Genomic DNA, 19,580 nt, shown 5'->3' with positions numbered 1-19,580 from the left:
TCGCGGCAATTGAAAGGCAGCCGGCTCGTAGACTTCGCCGTGCACCGCGTTGCCAGCGTCGCCTACGTCAACGCCAAGCCGCTCATCCACGGATTGGCGGATGACGGGAGCGTGCAGCTGGATCTCGCGGTGCCAAGCCGGCTGCTTTCGAAGATGAAGCTCGGCGGCTTCGACGTCGCGTTGCTGCCGACGATTGACCTGCAGCGATGGCACAACTTTGCGATTCTGCCCGTCGGCGGGATCGGCTGCGACGGCGAGACGCTCACCGTCCGCCTCTTCTCACGCAGGCCGCTGGAGCAGATTCGACATCTGGCCGTCGACGGCGACTCGCACACGAGCGTGGCGTTGTCGCGGATCGTCCTCGAAAAGTTGTTCGGCATCGTGCCCGAACGCCGCAAGCTCGCCGAGGCGACGGGCGAGGACGACGAGGCCTTGCTGCTCATCGGCGACAAGGTCGTCTGCGAAGAGCCGGCGGGGTACGACCACCAGCTCGACCTCGGGCTGGCGTGGAAGCGGCTGACGGGACTGCCGTTCGTGTTCGCGGTGTGGACGCAGTTCGAGCACGTGGATCTGGGCGACCTGCCGAGTCGGCTTGTGACGTGTCGCGAGGAAGGACTGCAGCCCGCGGTGCTCGACGCGATCGTCCGAGATCATGCTGTCCCGCGTGGCTGGCCCGCGGGACTCGCGATGCGGTACTTCACCGAGTTCCTGCGCTACGAGATCGGACCTCGTCAGCTTGAAGCGATCCGGCTCTTTCACGCCCTCGCACACGAAGTCGGCGCGCTCTCCGAACCCCCACGCGACGTCCTCGTCGCACCCACCACGACGACCCAAACCCCCGAAGCCGTGGGGTGAGCGGAGCGATCCCCCGGAACGATGGCGCGACCGATCCTCGCTCCGGGGGATCGCTTCGCTCAGCCCACGGCTTCACTGGAAATCACGCATTTTCCAAAACAATCCGTTACTTCTGTGACAAGACCTCACGAATCCGTCCGTTGGCAGCTTTCGCATCGACCGCGCCGCCCGACGACTTCATGAACATGCCCGTCGCACGCCCGATGTCACTCGGACCGAATTCCGGGTGCTCGGCAAGAAACGCGTTGACCAACGCGACCGTCTCGCCAGAGTCCGCCTGCTTGGGCAGATAGGTGCCGACGATCTCAAGCTCCGCGTCGAGCTGCTGCACCTGGGCGTCGTCGCCGAGCTTCTGGTACTCGTCGCGGCTCTTGGACAGCCGCTTGCCGTAGGCGGCGACGAGCTTCTCGGGCGTCGAGGGCGGGTTCTGCAGGTCGGCCGTCCGGGCTTCGGAGAGGAGCATGCGGATCACCGCCAGCTTCTCCTTCTCCCCGGCCTTCATCGCAGCCTTCATGTCGGTCTGGAGGCGTGTCAGCAAGTCGTCGGCAGATTCACTCATGGTGCGTCAGTTGGGACCAGCCACACTACGAAGACCACCCACGCCGCGGCGCCAGCCGCGGATTCGGGGAGACGGAGCTGATGATCGCGCAGAATCCGCGGCTAGCGCCACGGCGTGACGGACACCCAATTCCGGTCCCCGACCCCGCTTCAGCTTGACGCAAACCCCGCTCAGACGGGCATCTGCCCGCTCGGGAGCCTAAAGTCGCGGCAGACGCCGGGGCCTCCTTGGGGAAAGTGGCTGGACCTGGCTCCCCGCCAATGCGACTTTGCACGGCAGCACAACGGGTGCTTCAACGGCGAAGTGCATGACTGAGCCCGCACGACGCGCCGATCCCGGTGCCGCGGGCCGTCCTACGACGACATTCTGATGAGCGATTCGGGTTCTTCGACCCTCCAGGGCGTCCTGCACGTCCCCAACGACCGCGCCGATGGTTCGCTACGCGAGCCCGACGCACTGCTGCGCACCCTTCGACTGCCCGGCACCGGCAAGTCGCCCGTCGTCCCCCGGCGGCTCATCGATGAGCATCGCCTCCGTCCCGGTAATCTGCTGACACTCTCGCTGCGGCAGAACGGCAAGGTCAAAGACGTCGAACTCGTCGAGGACATGAAGCCCGATCTGTGGCAGCAGATCACGCCCATCTACGAAACCGTCGCCCTCGACCCCGGCCCGCAGATCAGGCTCGAGCACGACCCCAAGGAAGTCACCAGCCGAATCATCGACCTCATCGCCCCCATCGGCTTGGGGCAACGCGGGCTCATCGTCGCGCCGCCACGCACCGGCAAGACGGTGCTCATGCAGAACCTGGCCAAGGGCATCCACGCCAACAACCCCCAGGCCGACCTCTACCTCCTCCTCGTCGACGAGCGGCCCGAGGAAGTGACCGATATGCGGCGCAACGTTCCCGGCACGGTCATCGCCTCCTCCAACGACAACGACACCCGACAGCACATCGACCTCTGCAGCCTCGCCTCCGATCGCTTCAAGCGGCTGGCGGAGACGGGGCGCGACGTCATCGTCCTTATGGACTCGCTGACGCGGCTCGGCAGGGCGTTCAACCGCGGCACCAACAGCGGCAAGCTCATGTCCGGCGGCATCGATGCACGGGCACTCGAAATCCCGAAGAAGATCTTCGGTGCCGCCCGCAAGATCGAAGGCGGCGGCAGCCTCACCATCATCGCCACGGCCCTCGTCCAGACCAACAGCCGGATGGATGACGTGATCTTCGAGGAGTTCAAGGGGACGGGCAACATGGAGATCACCCTCGACCGAAAGGCCGCCAACGACCGGGTCTTCCCGGCGATCTGGCTGGCCAACAGTGCGACGCGGAAGGAAGAGAACCTGATCGCACCGCACCACATGCCCGCGATCATCAACATCCGCAAACACCTCGCCGCCATGCCGCCGATCCCGGCGCTCAAGACGCTCATCCAGGCCGTCGGGCAGCACCCGACCAACGAGAGCTTCCTGAAAGCGATGACACCCGCCGCTGCACAGGAACGTGTCAAACGCCGCGCAGTGGGCAGGTAACACCCTCACCGCAACCTCCGTCATCCTGAGCGAGCGCAGCGAGTCGAAGGACCTCGCCTGACCATCGTCGCAGAATCACCGCGAGGTCCCTCGGCTGCGCTCGGGATGACGGAGGGTGGGGTTGCGAGACTGCCTCGACCGTGTACAAGTGAGGGCGATGCCGTTGTTCCGCAGGGTCTTGCCGTCGCTGCTGGCGGATCATCTGCCCGGCACCGACGGCGGGCGTGGCCCGATCCGGCTGTGGCTCGATCGCCTCCGGGACAGCTTCTGGTTCGTCCCGACCATCATGGCCGTCGTGGCGGGTCTGGCGGGCATCCTCGTGCCATACCTCGACCAGTGGCTGGCATCGCGGGACGCGTTGATTCTGTCGCTGACCGTGTCCGCTGGGCCATCCGGGGCTCGCGGCATCCTTCAGTCGATCGCCGGCAGCAGCATCACCGTCACGGCCACGGTCTTCAGCATCACCGTCGCCACGCTCGCCCTCACCAGCGGACAGTTCGGCCCACGCTTGCTGCGGACGTTCGTCAGCGATCGCGGCATCCAGGTCTCGATGGGCTCGTTCCTGGCGAGCTTCATCTTTCCGCTGCTGCTCTTGCGGTCGATTCGATCAGCTGGCGAAGAGAGCGGGGCGGACTTCGTGCCGCAGGTCGGCGTGACACTCTCAATCGGTCTGGCCGTGGTGGCGGTGGGCGTGCTGATCTACTTCGTCCACCACCTGAGCCTGATGATCCGGGCGCCGTACGTCATCGAGACGGTCGGGGCCGAACTCGACGGCACGATCGACGAGATGCTCCCGCCCAAACGCGGCGATGCGCGAAACGACAAGCTCGAGCCGTACCTGCCCGCACCGGAAAGGGCCGACCGCGTCGTCGTCGCCCGATCCGAGTCAGCCGGCTACATCGCGTACATCGAGACCGACAGCCTCCTCAAGCTCGCCAAGAAGTACGACGTCGTGCTCTGGACGCTCGTCGGTGCCGGCCACTACGTCTAGGAGAAGGTCCCGCTCGTCGTCGCGCAGTCGGCCGACCAGGAAAAGCTCGATGACTTGCTCCGCGAACGCGTCACCGAAGCCATCCACGTGAACAAGCGGCGGACGGTCCGCGGCGACGTCTTCTTCTGCATCGATCAGCTCACCGAAGTCGCCCAACGCGCGATGAGCCCGGGCATCAACGACCCCTTCACCGCCTGCCACTGCGCCGATCGCCTGACGGCCGCGCTCTATCGCGCGTGCGACCGCGCGATGCCCGTCGATCGCCTGGCCGACGAAAACGGCAAGCTCCGTGTCATGCTGCAGAAGTACGGCTGGCCAGAGCTGGTCGAGAGTGCCTACGCCCCGATCCGTCGCTACGGCTTCAAGGACGCACGCCTGGTCGCCAACGTCCTTCGCGGCCTGACGCAGCTCAAACGCAAGGCCCCGCCCGATCGCCACGACCCACTCACCGCCCAGGCCGATGCCATCCGCGACGCCGCGCTCGCCGCCGATCTCCACGGCCCGGACTTAGAGCAAGTCGAAGAAAACCACGCCGCCTTCATCGAAGGCCACGTCCTCCGCGACTGGCCGGCGTGACAAGCAGAACGCGTCAGCAATCCGGCGCGTCGACGTAAGGCGGACATGGCCAGTCGATCACAACCGGACAACGCGTTCGCCACAGCCTTTCCCAAAGCCCTGGTCGAGCGACTGGAGACGCGACGCCTGCTCGCAGTCGCCGTCGACGCCGGCGTGGCGACGATCACCGGCGGCGACACCGCCGACACCGTCGCTATCGCCCGTGACGGCACGACCCTCGTCTTCGAGGTCGACGGCAACTTCACCCGCGTCGACGCAGACGGCGTGACGTCCATCAACATTCGCACCGGCGACGGCGACGACACCGTCAACGTCGAATCCAGCATCGACCTGCCGATCGACGCACGCCTCGGCAGCGGTGACGACGTCTACCGCGGCGGATCGGGACCGGACATCGTCTTCGCCGGCGACGGCAACGACACGATTTTCGGATCAGCAGGCGACGACCAGCTTCGCGGCGAAGCAGGCGACGACGCGCTCGACGGCGGCTGGGGCCGGGATTCGCTCTGGGGTCACGACGGCGACGACGCCCTTGACGGCGGCCATAACGATGACCGACTGTTCGGCGGCGACGGACCCGACATCGTCCGCGGCGGCGAAGGCACCGACAACCTCCTCGGCGTCGGCGGACACGACACGCTCATCGGCGGCACCGGCGACGCCTATGCCGAGGGCAACGACGGCGATGACCTGATCCGAGGCGACGACGAGGGCGGCCTGTCGTCCGGCCGACTCGTCGCAATGGGCGGTGACGGCAACGACACGCTTCGTGGAGGCGAACGCGACGACGACCTGCACGGCGGTCCCGGCGACGACGAACTCGTCGGAGGCCCGGGCGACGACCGCCTCGACGGCAGCGAAGGCAACGACGACCTTCGAGGTGAGACCGGCTCCGACACGTTCGTCCGCTCGACAAGCTCCGGAGGCCGACAGGATGCGTCGGGAGGCGATCGCCTCCTCACAGTCGAGAACCCGACCGATGTGTTCCGACTGGGCGTCGAGACCTCCGGCCGACCCGGCGCGCAGGCCGTCATTCGCGGCGGCTTCCTCCGGTCGCTCGGAACGACACTCGCAGACGCAGTTGACGCGGCACAGTCCCGCTTCTCGAGCGAATCGACGGCACGCGTCGTCGTGACCTTCGTCATCGACGACTGGCCGACCGAGACCGAAGTCGCATTTCGCCAGACCGATGGCGGCGACCTCGTGACAGTCGTGCCTGCGATCGCCCGGCTGCGGCCCGAGGTCATCGGCCGCGATGCTCACTATCGCATCGAAGTGCGAGCGAAAGGCAACGGCACCATCGCCTCACAGACGTGGGTGTACGAAACCCTTCGGTTTGAACTCGCACCACCGCAGCCGGTCAGCCTACCAGCAGGTTCCGTGTCGCGGCCGTTCTTCGAGTACGTGATCGAACGGGCAGACGAGACGATCGATCGGCTTGAGAACGCCGGCGCTCCGTCGGAGGTGATCGAACCGGTTCGCGATGCCAGAGAGTCGGTCGAAGAGACGGTCCAGATCATCGACGACGCCGTGGTGCGCGGCGAGCCCACGCCGGCCCTTCGCCCGGTGTCTTCGTCCGACGCGCCGCCACGCGATCCGATCGACATCGAGCTGGAGCTGTTGGAGCAGATGGACGCGTACCTCGTCGACTTGCTGACAAGCATCGCCGACGACGAGACGACGCTGCCGGACGATGCCGAGCAAGGCCTGGCCAACCGCGTCCGCGAGGGCATTCGCGACATCCTTCAGAGCCTGCCGAGCGGTCCGACGGTTTTCGAACAAATTGACGGCTTCAACGACATGGCCACCTTCGTCGGCTATGGCACGGCATTGGGTCAGCTCCTCGTGCCGGGCGTGGGTGCTCCGGCTGCGGGTGTGACGGTTGCTGTCACCGAAGTGGTGACCACGGTAACGAGCGCGACGGGTTTTGTGCTGATCACGGCCGCCGAGGCGGTGGACCGCGCGCTTGGCTTGGACAGCTACGACGCGACGGGTGGGGCATCGCTTGCGATCGACCTTGCCATCGCCGGGGTGTTCAAGGCAGGCGAAAAGGTGTGGGGCCTCTGGCCCGACGAGCCGGCGTCGGTCGCCGACGAGTGGTTCGACGCGCTCGCCGGCTTCGTCGGCCTGACCGACGCCGACCTCGACGTCAACGGCAAGCCGCAGGCGAAGTGGTTCGACGATCTCAGTCGATGGGAAAGCAGCGTTGGCGGTGGTTTCGAGGGTCCGTTCCCACCGATTCCGGGTCCACGCCCGACGCCAACGCCGACACCGACGCCCGGACCCGGACCGCAGCGGCCGACGAGTCCCACGCCGCAAACTCCGCTACCCGAGCCGCCACCGACGCCGACACCCACACCGCCAACACCGGAGCCAGGGCCCGTGCCACCAACGGGACCGGATGGCAGTTTATTCCCGCCATTCTTCCCAACGCCCCAGCCGCCCATCGATGTCGAAGACGTGATCGCGACACCAGACGACGCGCTCGCCGTCGGCGGCCTCTGGGCTGGCAGCTACGACCTCGAGTACGACACCGTCATCGATCTCTCAGTGTACTCCGGCCCACAGAAGCTCATCGCTTTGTCGGGGAGCGGAACGATCGCCTTCAACCTTGATGACGCTTCCAGAAACGCCCAGGGTTTCACGACGGTTCCCGTATCGATGACCGGTCTGTCGGGGCACGACACTGGCTTCTTCAACTTGAGCGTGAATGGACAGGTAGCGTCCGACCGGTTCCGCTTGGAAACGAGCGTTCTGACGTCATCTGGTATGACCGCTGTTCTACAGGCTGTCTCAGAAGACGGCATGCAGGGCGCGATTCTCGTACCGGTTCGGATTCAGTCCACCGTCATCGACGAGGACGGAGTAATCACTGGAGAGTCGAACACGATCGAACTGCCGGTCCGCTTCTCCGGCACGATCAACAACGGCACGGCCAACCTCTTCTTCTCTGGACTCGGCGATCTCAATGCCACAGGCGACGTGACACTGACGCGGCAGTAACGACCTCGCCCGTCAACTCACGAGCTGGTCGCGTAGACGCGTGACCAGCTCGTGTGCCTCACGCGGCGAGATGCCGTCGAGGTCGACGGAGCGCAACTGTTCGACAACCGCTTCGGCTTCCGGCGGAACCCCGCCGAAGAGGAACATTTGGCCGACGTCGACGCCGTTGGCCGGGACGCTTCGTGGCTCGGGGTCGTCGCCGTGGCTGACCTTGAGGCGTTGGAGCAATTCGCCCGCGCGTTCGGTGACGGGGCGAGGCACGCCGGCGAGTTTGGCGACCTGGATGCCGTAGCTCTGGCTGGCTGGGCCGTCGACGATGCGGTGGGTGAAGACGATGCTGCCGTCCCACTCGCGGACGCTTGCCGAGAGATTCCCGGTGCCGGGAAGCTCGTCGGCCAAGCGCACCAGTTCGTGATAGTGCGTCGCGAACAGCGCCCGGCTGCCGACGACCTTCGCCAGGTGCTCGGCGATCGCCCACGCCAGGCTCAGGCCGTCGAGCGTGCTCGTTCCCCGGCCGACCTCGTCCAGGACGACCAGGCTCCGATCCGTTGCGTTGTTGAGCAGATTGGCCGACTCGATCATCTCGACCATGAACGTGCTTCGGCCGGCGTGTAGTTCATCGCTGGCACCGACGCGGACGAACAGCCGATCGCACACGCCGATCCGCGCCGACTTGGCCGGCACGTCGCTGCCGACCTGGGCCAGCAACACGATCAGCGCGACTTGCCGGATGAACGTGCTCTTGCCGGCCATGTTCGGCCCGGTGATCAGCCGCAGCGTGTCGGCCTCGGCAAGGCGAATCGGGTTAGCGACGAACTCGCTGCCGAGCGACTGCTCCAGCACCGGATGCCGGGCGTCGTCGAGCTCCAGCACGCGCGAGTCGTCCACCGTCGGCCGGGCGTAGTGCCGCTCCAACGACAGCTGCGCAAACCCCGCCAGCACATCGGTCCGGGCCATCGAGGCGGCGAGCGACTGGAACATGCCGACGTGCGGCAAGAGGTCGTTGCGGACGCGCTCGAACAGCGCCTGCTCCAGCTCCGCCGCCTCGCCTTCGGCCCCGACGGCTTTGGTCTCAAACTCCTTGAGCTTTTCGGTCACGAACCGCTCGGCGTTCTTGGTGCTCTGTCGACGCGCCCACGCGTCGGGGGCCTTGTCCTTGTGGGCGTTGGTGACTTCGACGTAGTAGCCGAAGACGCGGTTGTAGCCGATCTTGAGACTCGGGATGCCGGTCTGTTCGCACAGCTCGGCCTGGTACTCCGCCAGCCACTGCCGACCATCGCGGCCGACGGTGCGGAGCTCGTCGAGCTGCTTGTCGAACCCCTTGGCGATGACGTTGCCGTCCCGCAGGTTTGCCGGCGGTTCGGGCGCGATCGCTTTGGTTAAGAAAGCCGATTGCTCCTTCGCAAAGTCAGCGAACGATGGCAGCTCACCCGCAGCGGCCGGGACGGTCGACAGCGACTCCAGGAGCGCTGGCACGCCAGACAAGCAGTCCCGCAACGCCGCCAGATCCCGCGGCCCGGCCCGGCTCACGGCCAGCCTGCCGACGATCCGCTCGATGTCGCACACGCTCGACAGTCGCTCGCGCAGCACCGTCAGCTTCGACGTCTTGGCACGAAGCTCGGCTACGGCATCTTGACGCGATTCGATCTGTCCGACATCTGTCAGTGGTGACCGCAGCCACTCCCGCAACAGCCGACCGCCCATGGGCGTCTGCGTCCGATCGACCGCCGCCAGCAGCGAGCCCTCGGTCGATCCGCCGCGCAGCGTCCGGTCGACCTCCAGGTTGCGCCAGCTCGACGGATCGATCCGCAAGTACTGCGACGCCTCGTGCGGCACCGGCGGACGGACGTGCTCGGCCCGGCCACGCTGCGTCTCTTCGAGGTACGTCAGCACCGCACCCGTCGCCGCGACGGCCGGATCGTCGTCGGCAAAGCCGTATCCGACAGCCGTCGAAACGCCCCAGTACCGGCGAAACTCGTCGAGTCCGTGCTTCTCGGAAAACTGCCAGCCCGGCCGATCGACCACGCCCGTGACGCCTCGGCCACGAAGCTCTCGGGCGGCGGGATGTTCGTCGCCGTTGGACGACTCGGGCACGAGCATTTCCGCCGGGGCGAGCCGGCCTGCTTCGTCGAACATCTCGCGTTCGCTGCCGCTGGCGGCAAGGAGACGTCCGGTCGACAGATCGACCCAGGCGATCCCGCACGACTTCCTGCCAAACGCCACCGCCGCCAGGTACGACGCGGCCTTGCTGTCGAGCATCGGTTCGTCGGTCAGCGTCCCCGGCGTCACCAGCCGCGTGACGTCGCGCTTGACGAGGCCCTTGGCTTGCTTGGCATCTTCGACCTGCTCACAAATCGCCACGCGGTGCCCGGCGACGATCATCCGCTTGAGGTAGTTGTCGAGCTGGTGATATGGCACGCCCGCCATCGGCACCTTGTCCTGCCGGGCGGTGAGCGTGATGCCGAGCGTCCGGCTGCAGAGCTTGGCGTCGTCGTGGAAGACCTCATAGAAGTCGCCCATTCGGAAGAAGAGCACGTAGCCAGGATGCTTGTCTTTAAAGTCCTGATACTGCCGCATGGCAGGGCTGAGCTTCTTCTCCTTCACGGCCACGACGCAGCGTAGCGGCGACGGTTGGCGGCGGGATCGGTTATGATGCAGGCATGTCGACGGTTGCCGAAATCGAGGAGGCCATCCACGCGCTGCCGCGGGACGAGCAGCGGGGACTTCTCAATCGCCTGGACGAGCGACTGAGGCATCCCCGCCACGGCACCGCCGAGGAGTTCGCGGACTGGTTGATGTCGAAGTCACCCGATGATCCGGAGCTGACACCGGCCGAGCGGCTCGTCCGGCAAATGGCAGGACAAGGCAACTTCAAGGGCAGTTGGGAAGAGATCTCGGAAATGACGAGAAGCTGACCATGTCGGAAGTTCGCACACTCCTCGACACCAACATCCTGATCGCTCTGCAGCATCGGGACTCTCCCTGGTTCGACACGACGTTGGAGGCGGTCGTTAGGGCACGAGAGGACGGAGCAGTCGCCATTAACGCAATCGTTTTCGGTGAGTTCGCGTACGGATTCGATGACCGCCGGAGTCTCGAGCAGGCACTGCCAGAGGGCCTGCTCATGCTACCGATACCTCCCGAGTCAGGCTGGTTCGCCGGACAGGCCTTCGCACAGCACCGCGCAAGTGGCGGCACACGCACCTCCCCCGTCGCCGACTTCTACATTGGCGGCCATGCTCAGGCCGATGGGTTGCGACTGCTGACGCGCGACGTCGCACGCTTCAGCACATACTTCCCCGACGTCGAGCTCGTCGTGCCTGACGATCGCTAGGCTGGCCCGCCGTGCCGCTTGCACTGACCGAGCCGACGACGACTGCGCTGTTGCTCAGCGTGCTCGGCGTGCTGGTCGCGTTCAGTGTGCTCTTCAGCCGGGCCGTCGATCGGCTGGGCATTCCGGTCGTGTTGCTCTTCCTGCTGCTGGGCGTGCTCGGCGGGAGCGACATCGTCGGCGGGATCGCGTTCGACGACTACGGCCTGGCGATGCGCGTCGGCACCGTCGCGCTCATCCTCATCCTCTTCGACGGCGGGCTCAACACCAAGGCCGCCGCGGTCCGGCGCGTCGTCGTGCCCGCGGGGCTGCTGGCGACCATCGGCGTGGCGCTCACCGCCGGCGTGGTGGCGGCGTTCGGGCGGCTCTTCGGCCTGAGCTGGGCCGAGGCGGTGCTGCTCGGGGCCGTCGTCAGCTCGACCGACGCAGCCGCGGTCTTCGCCGTGCTGCGTGGTGGGGGCTTGAGGCTCGAGCCGAAGCTCGGGTCGACAATCGAGGTCGAGTCGTGCGTCAACGACCCGATGGCCGTCATCCTGACGACCGCCCTCATCGCCGCGATCCAGGCGGGCGACCAGCTCGGGTGGTCGCTGCTGCTTCTGGTGCCGATGCAGCTCGTCATCGGTGCAGGCGTCGGCTTGGCGATCGGCTACGGCTGCCGGGCCACGCTGCAGCGTGCACCGATCAGTGCCGTCGGCCTCTATCCGGTGCTGACGCTCGCGACGGCACTGCTTTCCTTCGGGCTGGCGACTTTGCTCCAAGGCAGCGGTTTTCTGGCGGTTTTCGCGACTGGGCTCGTGCTCGGCAACGGGCCGCTGGCTTACCGCAACGGCCTGCAGCGGACGCACGATGCGCTCGCGTGGCTCGCCCAGGTCGGCGTGTTTCTCATGCTCGGGCTGCTGGTCGACGCCTCCAAACTGCCCGGCGTCGCGTGGGCGGGGCTTGGAGTCGGCATCGTGCTGGCCTTCCTGGCCCGGCCACTGGCGGTCGCGGCGTGCCTGGTGCCGCTGGGCTATTCGCTCAAGCACACGCTCTTCGTCGGATGGACGGGCCTGCGCGGAGCCGTGCCGATCATCCTGGCGACCTTCCCCGTGCTGGCCGGCGTGGACGGGGCGGATCAGCTCTTCAATCTCGTCTTCTTCGTCGTTGTCGTCAGCAGTCTCGTGCCCGGCGCGACAATTCGCCTTGTGACGAGAAAACTCAATCTCGACCTCCCCGGCGAACCCACTCCGTCGGCCATTCTGGAGATCAACGCTCGAAAACAACTCGACGGCGATATCGAGTCGTTCCACATTGCACCCTCAGTCGCCGTCGCGGGGGCACAGCTCTCCGAACTCGAGTTCCCTGGTGACGCCTCGGTCGTCCTCATCGTCCGCGACGAAAGCCTCGTCCCTGCCCGCGGCGGTACGGTTTTGCAGGAAGATGACCACGTCTACGTCTTCTTCCGCCCGGCCGACCGGGCGTTCATCGAGCTGTTGTTTGGTAACCCGGAGGCGTGATGAGAGATTGGTGTGTGATCTTTACGCGACTCACGACGCGCCAATCACATATCCGACCCCGCCGGCGTTGTCGAACCAGGCTTTCTCCATTTCGGATTTCTTATAAATTGCCTTTTCGCCTTCCGTAGCGTGGGCCCCGTCGTTGACGATGACGTTGCCGTCGGGCGTCAGGCCGCGGAGGACGATCAGGTGACCGGCGGTGGCGTTCATCACGAAACTCGGGGCCTCGCCTTTCTTGAATCGGATGCTCGCAACGACGACTCGGCCGGCCTTCAGGTGGTCGGCGAGGCTTTGCCAGTCGTCGAAGAACTCGAGGTGCGCCTCGGCCCCGAGTTCGTTGGCGCGGGCGACGGCGCGGTTCCAGTTGCCGAAGATGCCGTGCTCGCGGTCGTAGGTCTCGGCCGCGTGGGTGACGAGGTCGACATCGATGCCGAAGTGAGCGAGGGCCATCGCAACGCTCGTCGGGCTGCAGATGCTCCCGCCGATCAGATCGCCGGCCGAGCCCTGGTGGAGGAAGGGCACGTCCAGATCGCCCGACCAATCGGCGGTGCCGTGGTCGACGGGTGGTTCGCCGCCGCGGAGCGCGACGCTGATCCGCTGGAGCGTCGGCGAACTCGACAGGTCGTAGGCGACGAGCGTCGCACGAATCTGCCACGCGTCGGCGGGGCGGTCGAGCTCGAGGATGTCGACCGAGACGTCGCCGCCTTCAAAAGACTCGGCCGTCGCGGGCGGCGGGACCTCGCCCCAGTATCCCATGTCCAACCAGGGCGACCACTCATCCGTCTCGGCGAGCCGCACGCGAAGGTCCAGACGAACTCCGGTTCCCGGCGGTGTTTGGACGGACCAACTCGGGAGAATCTCGATCGCCGCCGGGTCCGCGGCCGTCACTGGCGATGTCCAAGCACCACGCCTGGGAAAACCGCCCGTGCCGTCGCCGGCCAGGGTGACGACGTCGCCCGCCTCGACCCCGGCCGCGGTACCGTCGGCGAAGTCGTCGATGTGCACCACAAGATCCTGCCACGCCGCAACGGGAGCGGCCAGCAGCAAGGTCATGACAACGGCGGCGAGTCGCGAAGGCATCGGGGCATCATCGGACGAACCGCCGGCGTGGGCAATAGAGTCGGCCGTGCGAACCCTCCTCGTCACGCTCCTCAGTCTGTTCGTCACCTCTGCGGTCACGGCCGGTCCTCCTGCCGAGGGCACGATCCGCATCGCCACGTGGAACATCGAGAACTGGAACGATCACTTCCAGGCGTTTAGGGACAAGGACTTACCGGAGCCGGCGACGGAGGAAGGCCGCGAGCAGCGTCGGCAGGAGCGGTTTCAGAACATGGAGGACAACTGGGAAGTGGCCGTCGTGCTGCTCGATCCGGACTTTGCTCCGGACATTCTTCTGACGCAGGAAGGGTGCAGCCAGGAGGAGCTGGACCACTTCGCCCAGGAGTGGGAAGAGGTCGGCCAGACGTATCCGACACGCGTCGTCTTCCCTGGCAACAGCGGCCGGGGGCAGATGCTGCAGCTTCTGATGCGTGACGGCTTCCGCATCATTAAGACCAACAACGATTTGCATCTCGTCCCGGACACGCGGGACCTCAACCCGCGGAGCGATCGCCTCTTCGGTCGCGGACCGGCCTTCGTGCTGGTCGAGACGCCCGACGGCGATCGGTTCTGGGTGGGCACGACGCACCAGAAGTCCAAGGGGGGCAACAGCATAGAGGTCACGCAGTGGCGGATGGCGGAGGCGACGATGACGCATGCGTTGATGGTCGAGCTTGCGAAGGAGGCACCGGTCTTCCTGCTGGGCGACATGAACGACGAGATCGGCTTCCAGGAGTACGAGCTGCCGGCGGGCGGCGACGTCATGGCGGCCTTAGCCGGCCTGCACAATCGGGACGCGGCCGACGACTTCGTCATCGTCACGCGGGACCTCGCTATGCAGGGCGTCATCACCTACAGCGGCTACTGGCGTGACCGGTTCCGCTCCTTCATCGATCACATCGTCGCCGATCAGGCGGGCGCGAAACTGGTGAAAAACACGGATGTCTTCGACAACACGTGGGTCCGCGTCGCCAGCGACCACGTGCCGGTCTACATCGACGTCGTCCCCGCCGTCCCCTGAGCCGCCGCACCTGCTACCTTCCGACGACCTTGGACTCGGCCGCCAACGCCATCCCGCTCGCCAGCCGGCCTGCAGAAGCGGCTGAAATTGAGGGAAAAGCTGCAACATCCGGCGTCGCTGGTCCGGCCGTCGCGCTCGCACAGCGCGAGTGGGTGCGGTTCCTGCGTCAGCGGAACCGCGTCGTCGGGGCGATCCTGACGCCCGTGCTCTTCTGGCTGCTCCTCGGCGGCGGGATGGGGAGCAGCTTCACCGGGCCCACCGGCGAGCCCTACTTGGAGTACTTTTTCCCGGGAATGTTGCTGATGATCGTCCTGTTCACGGCGATCTTCGCGACCATCACGCTCATTGAGGACCGGCGCGAGGGCTTCATGCAAGGCGTGCTTGCCGCGCCCGTCCCACGCTGGGGCGTGGTGCTGGGCAAGACGTTGGGCGGAGCGTCGCTCGCCTCGGCCCAGGCGATTCTGCTGCTGCTCGTCGCGCCGCTGGCAGGGATCGAGCTGACGTTCACGGGTTTCATCATCGCTGCCGGATTCTGCGTCGGGCTGAGCTTCGCGCTGGTCGCCCTGGGCATGATGCTGGCTTGGCCGATGACGAGCACACAGGGGTATCACGTCGCGATGAACCTGCTGCTGATGCCGCTCTGGTTCCTCTCGGGTGCAGTGTTTCCCTTGAATTCGGTCGGTTTCGCTCCGATCCGCTGGATCGCCCAGGCGAATCCGCTGTCCTACGGCCTGTCGGGTCTGCGGTCCGGCCTGGGTGGCGAGGCGGTCGCGCCGCTGTGGGTCTGCGGGCTGGTGACGCTGGTGACGGCCGTGGGGCTCTTTGCCGCAGCGTGCGTGGTCGCCAACCGCCCCGTGCGTGCAGACGTAGAGTCATAAGTGAAGCCTTCACGCATCCTCATGGTCGGCATGTGGGCCCTGGCCGTCGCGTGCATCGGCGGGTACGTCGCTGCGACGACGCTCACGGGAGACAGCGAGCCCGAAGCACCCGCCGTTGCACCGTCCGACGAGCTTCCGCGGCTCTTCGAGTTCGCCGAGTTCGACCTCGTGAGCCATCGAGATGAGCCGTTTTCCAGTGAAAACGTGGATGGTAAGCCGTGGGTCGGCTTCATCTTCCTGGTCAATTGCCCGACGGGTGCGTGCCCGGTGATGGTCGACAAGATGAACGACCTGCAGTCGGCCATCCCCGACGAAGAGGTCCAGTTCGTGAGCTTCAGCGTCGATCCGGATCGCGACACGGCCGAGTCGATGAGCCAGTTCGTAGAGGCTGTTACAGGCGATCAGCCGGGCGATCGATGGCACCTGCTGACGGGAGGGACGCGAGAGGGCATGTCGGAGTTCGCGCGTCAGAATCGCCTGGCCGTCGGGGAAGATTGGGGGCATTCGACGCAGTTTCTGCTGATCGACGCGGACGGCGTGGTGCGTGGCGTGTACGGCAATTCGAATCCGTTGGCCATGACCGAGCTCGCCGCCGACGCCCGCCGGCTCGTGGCCGCGGGAGGGCGGTAGCTGTGGACGGCAAGGAGTTTTTCGCGCTGTTGAACTCGTGCCTCAACGCCGTCAGCACGGTTCTGCTGATCGCGGCCTACGTGCAGATCCGCCGCAAGAACTGGCGTCGGCACGGCTACCTGATCGGCGCGGCTTTGGTCGTTTCTTCCGCGTTTTTGGCATGTTATCTCTACAGCAACGCAACCTACGGCAGCCGGAGTCTCGACGTCATCGGCGAGCTGCCGGCGTGGGTGAAGTACAGCTACTGGATCTTCCTGGCGGTGCACGTGATCGCCGCGATCGTCATGCTGCCGCTGATCGCCGCGGCGCTGTGGCAGATTTACAAAAAGCGATGGGAACGCCACAAGGTCTACAGCCGGCCGGCTTATTGGATTTGGCTCTACGTGAGCGTGACGGGCGTGATGATCTACGTCCTGCTCTACCACGCTCTGCCCGCGATGGTCGTCTTGCCCGCCTTGCCGGCTGCGTGATCACGGTGCTGGTGATGGCCGGTTCGGCGTCGGCGTGCCCGACGTGCCGGGACTCGGTCGCGACGCCGACGGACGCCCAAGCCGTTGCTGCTCAGGAGCAGGCGGCGGGGTTCAACCTCGCGATCTGGACGATGCTGAGCGTTGCGGTTGTTGCAGCCGGGACGGTGTCGCTGACGGTTTTCCGTTCCGATCCGTCATCCCGAGCGCAGCCGAGGGACCACGTCTGATTCTGCCGTCGAAGTCAGGCGAGGTCCTTCGACTCGCTGCGCTCGCTCAGGATGACGGAGGGGCGTTGCGTCAGCTGCTCGAAAGCACTGCTGCAGCCCAGGCCTGCCCGACGGCTTCGCCGCGCCAGCCGGTGAGGAGGAGTTCGTCGTCACGGACGCGGTCCTCTGCGTGGCGACGGAGCAGGCCTTCGACGTCGCGTCGGCTGGCGACGAGGTTCGGGTCCAGGCCACGGTCGTAGGCGAGGCTCTGCAGCTTGGCCCACGCAGCATCGGCCGCAAACTTGTCCGCCAGCGATGGCTCGTACGGCTGATGGTCCGGCGTGGCGTCGTCCTTCTGGTCGCGGCCAGCGTCGATCGCTGCCATGATCGCATCGCCGAACTGCTCGGCCACGGGTTTGGGCATGTGGCGGATCTCGCCAATTCGCTGCTTGTTCCCTGGTTTCGGCGGGTTTTTGGCGAGGTAGACCAGCACGTCGTCACGCACCAAGGCCCGCGGCGGGAGGTCGGCCTCGCGGGCGGCCGAGTCGCGCCAGCGTGCCAGTGCACGCAGGATCGGGCGGCCGTTGTCGTCGATGCCGCCGTAGCCGCGGAGACGCTCCCACGGGTCGGCATCCGCCTCATCAGCGGCCTTCTGGCATCGCAGGTCGCACTCGGCACGCATCCACCTCTTGCGCTCCTCGCTCGCGTCGAGCTGCCCCTCGATCCAGTCCAGCACGATCGGCAGATACCGCACGTCGTCAGCGGCATATGCGAGCTGTTTGCTGGAGAGTGGACGGGCGTCCCACTGCGTGAAGGTGTACCCCTTGCCCAGCTTGAGCCCGCCGCCGGGCGATCCGAGGTCGTCCATGAAGCAGGACGAGACGTGCTCGACAAGCTTTGCCAGGCTTGCCGGGTAGGGCAGCCCGCAGAACGCGGCGGCGATCTGCGTGTCGATCACGTTGGCCGGCACCTTGCCCGTCAGACGTGCGACGGGCTCGAGGTCCTGCTCACCGGCGTGGACGATCTTCTGGATCGACGGGTCGACCAGCAACGCCAACAGCGGCCCGGTGTCCATTTCCGCCAGCGGGTCGACGAGGTACACCTTCTCGCACGTGCCGACCTGGAGCAGGCAGAGCTTCGGGTGGTAACTGGTCTCGCCGATGAACTCGGTGTCGTACGCGAATCGGCGTGGCGAGCCGATGTCGTCGCCGCGCAGGTGGGCAAGGACTTCCGCCAGGCCGTCGGCATCGTCGACGAGCTCGGCGTCCTTCGACGGGACGCGGTCGTCGGCGAAAAGCCGCTTTTTCACACCTCGGCGGCGTTTTTCGTCCTGCGGCTTGGCCTCGTGCGCCTCGGCATGTCGGCCTTTGCGGTGGCGCGAACGCACAGACTTGAGCCGCTTGGCGACTCGTTCGATGCCGTCGACGCTGGGCGAAACTGAATCGACTTCTGTCACAACACCTCGCGCCGGCCCTGGCGACCTCCGCGTGGACGGCACGTCAAGGTACGCGACACCGCCCGCTGCGCCAAACCGCTACGAGACCGCGACGGAGTCTTCTCCGTCATCCCGAGCGCAGTCGAGGGACCTCGCCTGGACTTGCACCGACGAACGCGAGGTCCTTCGACTCGCTTCGCTCGCTCAGGATGACGGAGGTGGGGGTCGACGTAGCGTCTTCAAGCGACTGCTTGCTCTGTCGGTGTTTCGGACTCGATCACGTCGACCAGTCGCTTCTCGGGCCGGCGTTCCCACTTGCGGTTGTGCCACGCGTAGCCCGCGATCAGCGGCATCGCGACGGTCGCCTCGCTGAAGACCATCTGCTCCTCAGCAACGTCGACTTTCCCCCAGGAGCACGCCTCTTTCAGCGTCGACGAGCTGAGCGCACCGTCCCGAACGTCGGCGACGGTGATCTGGACCGCGTACTTGTGCATCGTCGGCTCTTTGCCGAAGATGTCGGCCGCGACGGCGATGTCCTGGGCGTAGTTCTTGGGCACGCCGCCGCCGATCATGAACAGGCCGGTGCTGGGGTTCTTGTCTTTGACGAGGCACAGCTCGTAGAAGTCGCGGACGGCATCGATGCTGAACATCGTGCTCTCGCCGGCCTTCATGCGACGCATCTGGTGCTGGATCATCCCGAAGCCGGCCGAGCAATCCGCGGCGGCGGGGAGGAAGATCGGCACGCCTTTCTTGTACGCCGTGTGCAGAATCGACTTGCCATCGCCTTTGACGCCGACCTCGTCGAGGTGCTTGCCGAGGACGCCCATGTACTCGCGTGACGAGTGCGGCCGGGGCTCGAGGCGATCGCAGATCTCGCCGCACAGATCGTCGCAGACGCGGAGCTCTTCCTCGTCGATGAACGTGTCGTAAATGCGGTCGATCATCAGCTCGCGGAGCTGGTCGTCCCAAACGCCGCTCTTGTACCGGTCGTCTGCGATGTAGTGCTTGAAGCCCAGCGCCTCGAAAAAGTCCTGGTCGACGATGTTCGCGCCCGTGGAGACGACTGCGTCGATCATGTTCGCCTCGAGCATGTCGACGATGACGTGCTTCATGCCGGCCGAGATGAGGCTGCCGGCGAGGGTGAGGATGGCGGCGCACTCGTGGTCGCCGGTCATCGCGTCGAAAATGCGTGCGGCCCGTGCGAGATCGCGACCCGAAAAGGCCGTGCTCGCCATCTGCTCGACGACCGGACGGACGTCGACGGCCGTCATGTCGAAGTGCTTGATCGGGCTCTGCAAGATCTCCGACCGAGGCGGAAGTGGCGACGGCGGGGCGAACTCGGCTTGGGTCTCTTTGGCAAGGCTCATGCGTCGAGCTTAGCGGCTTGAACCGTCATCCCGAACGCAGCCGAGGGACCTCGCCCGTTGGCGCTCCGGAGCCCAAGCGAGGTCCTTCAACTCGCTGCGCTCGCTCAGGATGACGGATCGGTCGGCGCGGGTGC

At 66.1% G+C, this 19,580-nt stretch carries 16 protein-coding genes and 1 pseudogene; 12 read left to right on the top strand and 5 right to left on the bottom strand.

Features of this window, described 5'->3' with window-relative positions:
• Window positions 1-39: 39 nt before the first annotated feature.
• Window positions 40-855: a menaquinone biosynthesis protein gene (locus tag AAGI46_00590; protein ID MEM1010697.1), complete on the top strand. Its 816-nt coding sequence runs from the start codon at window positions 40-42 to the stop codon at window positions 853-855.
• A 106-nt stretch (window positions 856-961) separates the two neighbouring features.
• Here the strand turns inward: AAGI46_00590 and AAGI46_00585 are convergent, their stop codons facing one another.
• Window positions 962-1,414 (bottom strand): GatB/YqeY domain-containing protein, encoded by a 453-nt coding sequence (locus AAGI46_00585; GenBank protein MEM1010696.1) that lies wholly within the window; start codon window positions 1,412-1,414, stop codon window positions 962-964.
• Between the two features lie 369 nt (window positions 1,415-1,783).
• Here AAGI46_00585 and rho point away from each other — a divergent pair, with 369 nt between their 5' ends.
• The 3 genes and pseudogenes from rho (at window position 1,784) to AAGI46_00570 (ending at window position 7,514) form a co-directional block, all read left to right on the top strand.
• Window positions 1,784-2,944 carry a transcription termination factor Rho gene (rho, locus tag AAGI46_00580; GenBank protein ID MEM1010695.1) on the top strand — a complete coding sequence of 387 codons (1,161 nt, stop codon included), beginning with the start codon at window positions 1,784-1,786 and terminating at the stop codon, window positions 2,942-2,944.
• A gap of 157 nt (window positions 2,945-3,101) precedes the next feature.
• A pseudogene (locus tag AAGI46_00575) lies at window positions 3,102-4,511 on the top strand (DUF2254 domain-containing protein).
• Between the two features lie 45 nt (window positions 4,512-4,556).
• Entirely contained in the window at window positions 4,557-7,514 is a 2,958-nt protein-coding gene (locus AAGI46_00570) for a calcium-binding protein (GenBank protein MEM1010694.1), read from the top strand.
• A gap of 12 nt (window positions 7,515-7,526) precedes the next feature.
• On the opposite strand, the gene mutS is transcribed toward AAGI46_00570, so the two are convergent.
• Window positions 7,527-10,124, bottom strand: a complete 2,598-nt coding sequence (mutS, locus tag AAGI46_00565) for a DNA mismatch repair protein MutS (GenBank protein MEM1010693.1) — start codon at window positions 10,122-10,124, stop codon at window positions 7,527-7,529.
• 50 nt (window positions 10,125-10,174) lie between these two features.
• Between mutS and AAGI46_00560 the strand changes: the two genes are divergently transcribed.
• The 3 genes from AAGI46_00560 to AAGI46_00550 are packed head-to-tail and all read left to right on the top strand — an operon-like array spanning window position 10,175 to window position 12,341.
• On the top strand, window positions 10,175-10,429 hold the full coding sequence (locus AAGI46_00560; GenBank protein ID MEM1010692.1) for a hypothetical protein: 255 nt from the start codon (window positions 10,175-10,177) through the stop codon (window positions 10,427-10,429).
• A gap of 2 nt (window positions 10,430-10,431) precedes the next feature.
• Window positions 10,432-10,848, top strand: coding sequence for a type II toxin-antitoxin system VapC family toxin (locus tag AAGI46_00555; protein MEM1010691.1), 417 nt, complete (start codon window positions 10,432-10,434; stop codon window positions 10,846-10,848).
• A gap of 11 nt (window positions 10,849-10,859) precedes the next feature.
• Window positions 10,860-12,341 carry a potassium/proton antiporter gene (locus AAGI46_00550; GenBank protein MEM1010690.1) on the top strand — a complete coding sequence of 494 codons (1,482 nt, stop codon included), beginning with the start codon at window positions 10,860-10,862 and terminating at the stop codon, window positions 12,339-12,341.
• A gap of 30 nt (window positions 12,342-12,371) precedes the next feature.
• Here AAGI46_00550 and AAGI46_00545 read toward each other — a convergent pair whose 3' ends face one another.
• Window positions 12,372-13,421, bottom strand: a complete 1,050-nt coding sequence (locus AAGI46_00545) for a C39 family peptidase (GenBank protein MEM1010689.1) — start codon at window positions 13,419-13,421, stop codon at window positions 12,372-12,374.
• A gap of 46 nt (window positions 13,422-13,467) precedes the next feature.
• On the opposite strand from AAGI46_00545, the gene AAGI46_00540 reads away from it, so the two are divergent.
• From AAGI46_00540 to AAGI46_00520, 5 genes are read left to right on the top strand one after another with little or no spacing between them, the layout of a single operon-like run.
• Complete coding sequence (locus AAGI46_00540; protein ID MEM1010688.1) at window positions 13,468-14,460, top strand: endonuclease/exonuclease/phosphatase family protein; 993 nt, start codon at window positions 13,468-13,470, stop codon at window positions 14,458-14,460.
• A gap of 29 nt (window positions 14,461-14,489) precedes the next feature.
• On the top strand, window positions 14,490-15,338 hold the full coding sequence (locus AAGI46_00535) for an ABC transporter permease (protein MEM1010687.1): 849 nt from the start codon (window positions 14,490-14,492) through the stop codon (window positions 15,336-15,338).
• Entirely contained in the window at window positions 15,339-15,968 is a 630-nt protein-coding gene (locus AAGI46_00530; GenBank protein ID MEM1010686.1) for an SCO family protein, read from the top strand.
• 2 nt (window positions 15,969-15,970) lie between these two features.
• Entirely contained in the window at window positions 15,971-16,438 is a 468-nt protein-coding gene (locus tag AAGI46_00525) for a DUF420 domain-containing protein (GenBank protein ID MEM1010685.1), read from the top strand.
• Between the two features lie 14 nt (window positions 16,439-16,452).
• Window positions 16,453-16,665 (top strand): hypothetical protein, encoded by a 213-nt coding sequence (locus AAGI46_00520; protein ID MEM1010684.1) that lies wholly within the window; start codon window positions 16,453-16,455, stop codon window positions 16,663-16,665.
• A gap of 70 nt (window positions 16,666-16,735) precedes the next feature.
• Here AAGI46_00520 and AAGI46_00515 read toward each other — a convergent pair whose 3' ends face one another.
• Together AAGI46_00515 and AAGI46_00510 are read right to left on the bottom strand one after the other, a co-directional pair.
• Window positions 16,736-18,100, bottom strand: coding sequence for an HRDC domain-containing protein (locus AAGI46_00515; protein MEM1010683.1), 1,365 nt, complete (start codon window positions 18,098-18,100; stop codon window positions 16,736-16,738).
• Window positions 18,101-18,318: 218 nt separating this feature from the next.
• Window positions 18,319-19,446: a deoxyhypusine synthase gene (locus AAGI46_00510; GenBank protein ID MEM1010682.1), complete on the bottom strand. Its 1,128-nt coding sequence runs from the start codon at window positions 19,444-19,446 to the stop codon at window positions 18,319-18,321.
• Window positions 19,447-19,580: the final 134 nt, after the last annotated feature.

This window comes from Planctomycetota bacterium, from assembly GCA_038746835.1.
GTDB lineage: Bacteria > Planctomycetota > Phycisphaerae > Tepidisphaerales > Tepidisphaeraceae > JBCDKH01.
Note: the sequence above shows the minus strand (reverse complement) of the source record. Positions and strands in the feature narration are given on the sequence as shown.

What these genes read in the sequence shown, in the direction of transcription:
- AAGI46_00555 (MEM1010691.1), top strand. Translation starts at nt 10,432, where the DNA reads ATGTCGGAAGTTCGCACACTCCTCGACACCAACATCCTGATCGCTCTG.
- AAGI46_00545 (MEM1010689.1), bottom strand. Translation starts at nt 13,421, where the DNA reads ATGCCTTCGCGACTCGCCGCCGTTGTCATGACCTTGCTGCTGGCCGCT.
- AAGI46_00560 (MEM1010692.1), top strand. Translation starts at nt 10,175, where the DNA reads ATGTCGACGGTTGCCGAAATCGAGGAGGCCATCCACGCGCTGCCGCGG.
- AAGI46_00585 (MEM1010696.1), bottom strand. Translation starts at nt 1,414, where the DNA reads ATGAGTGAATCTGCCGACGACTTGCTGACACGCCTCCAGACCGACATG.
- AAGI46_00520 (MEM1010684.1), top strand. Translation starts at nt 16,453, where the DNA reads ATGGCCGGTTCGGCGTCGGCGTGCCCGACGTGCCGGGACTCGGTCGCG.
- AAGI46_00510 (MEM1010682.1), bottom strand. Translation starts at nt 19,446, where the DNA reads ATGAGCCTTGCCAAAGAGACCCAAGCCGAGTTCGCCCCGCCGTCGCCA.
- rho (MEM1010695.1), top strand. Translation starts at nt 1,784, where the DNA reads ATGAGCGATTCGGGTTCTTCGACCCTCCAGGGCGTCCTGCACGTCCCC.
- AAGI46_00570 (MEM1010694.1), top strand. Translation starts at nt 4,557, where the DNA reads ATGGCCAGTCGATCACAACCGGACAACGCGTTCGCCACAGCCTTTCCC.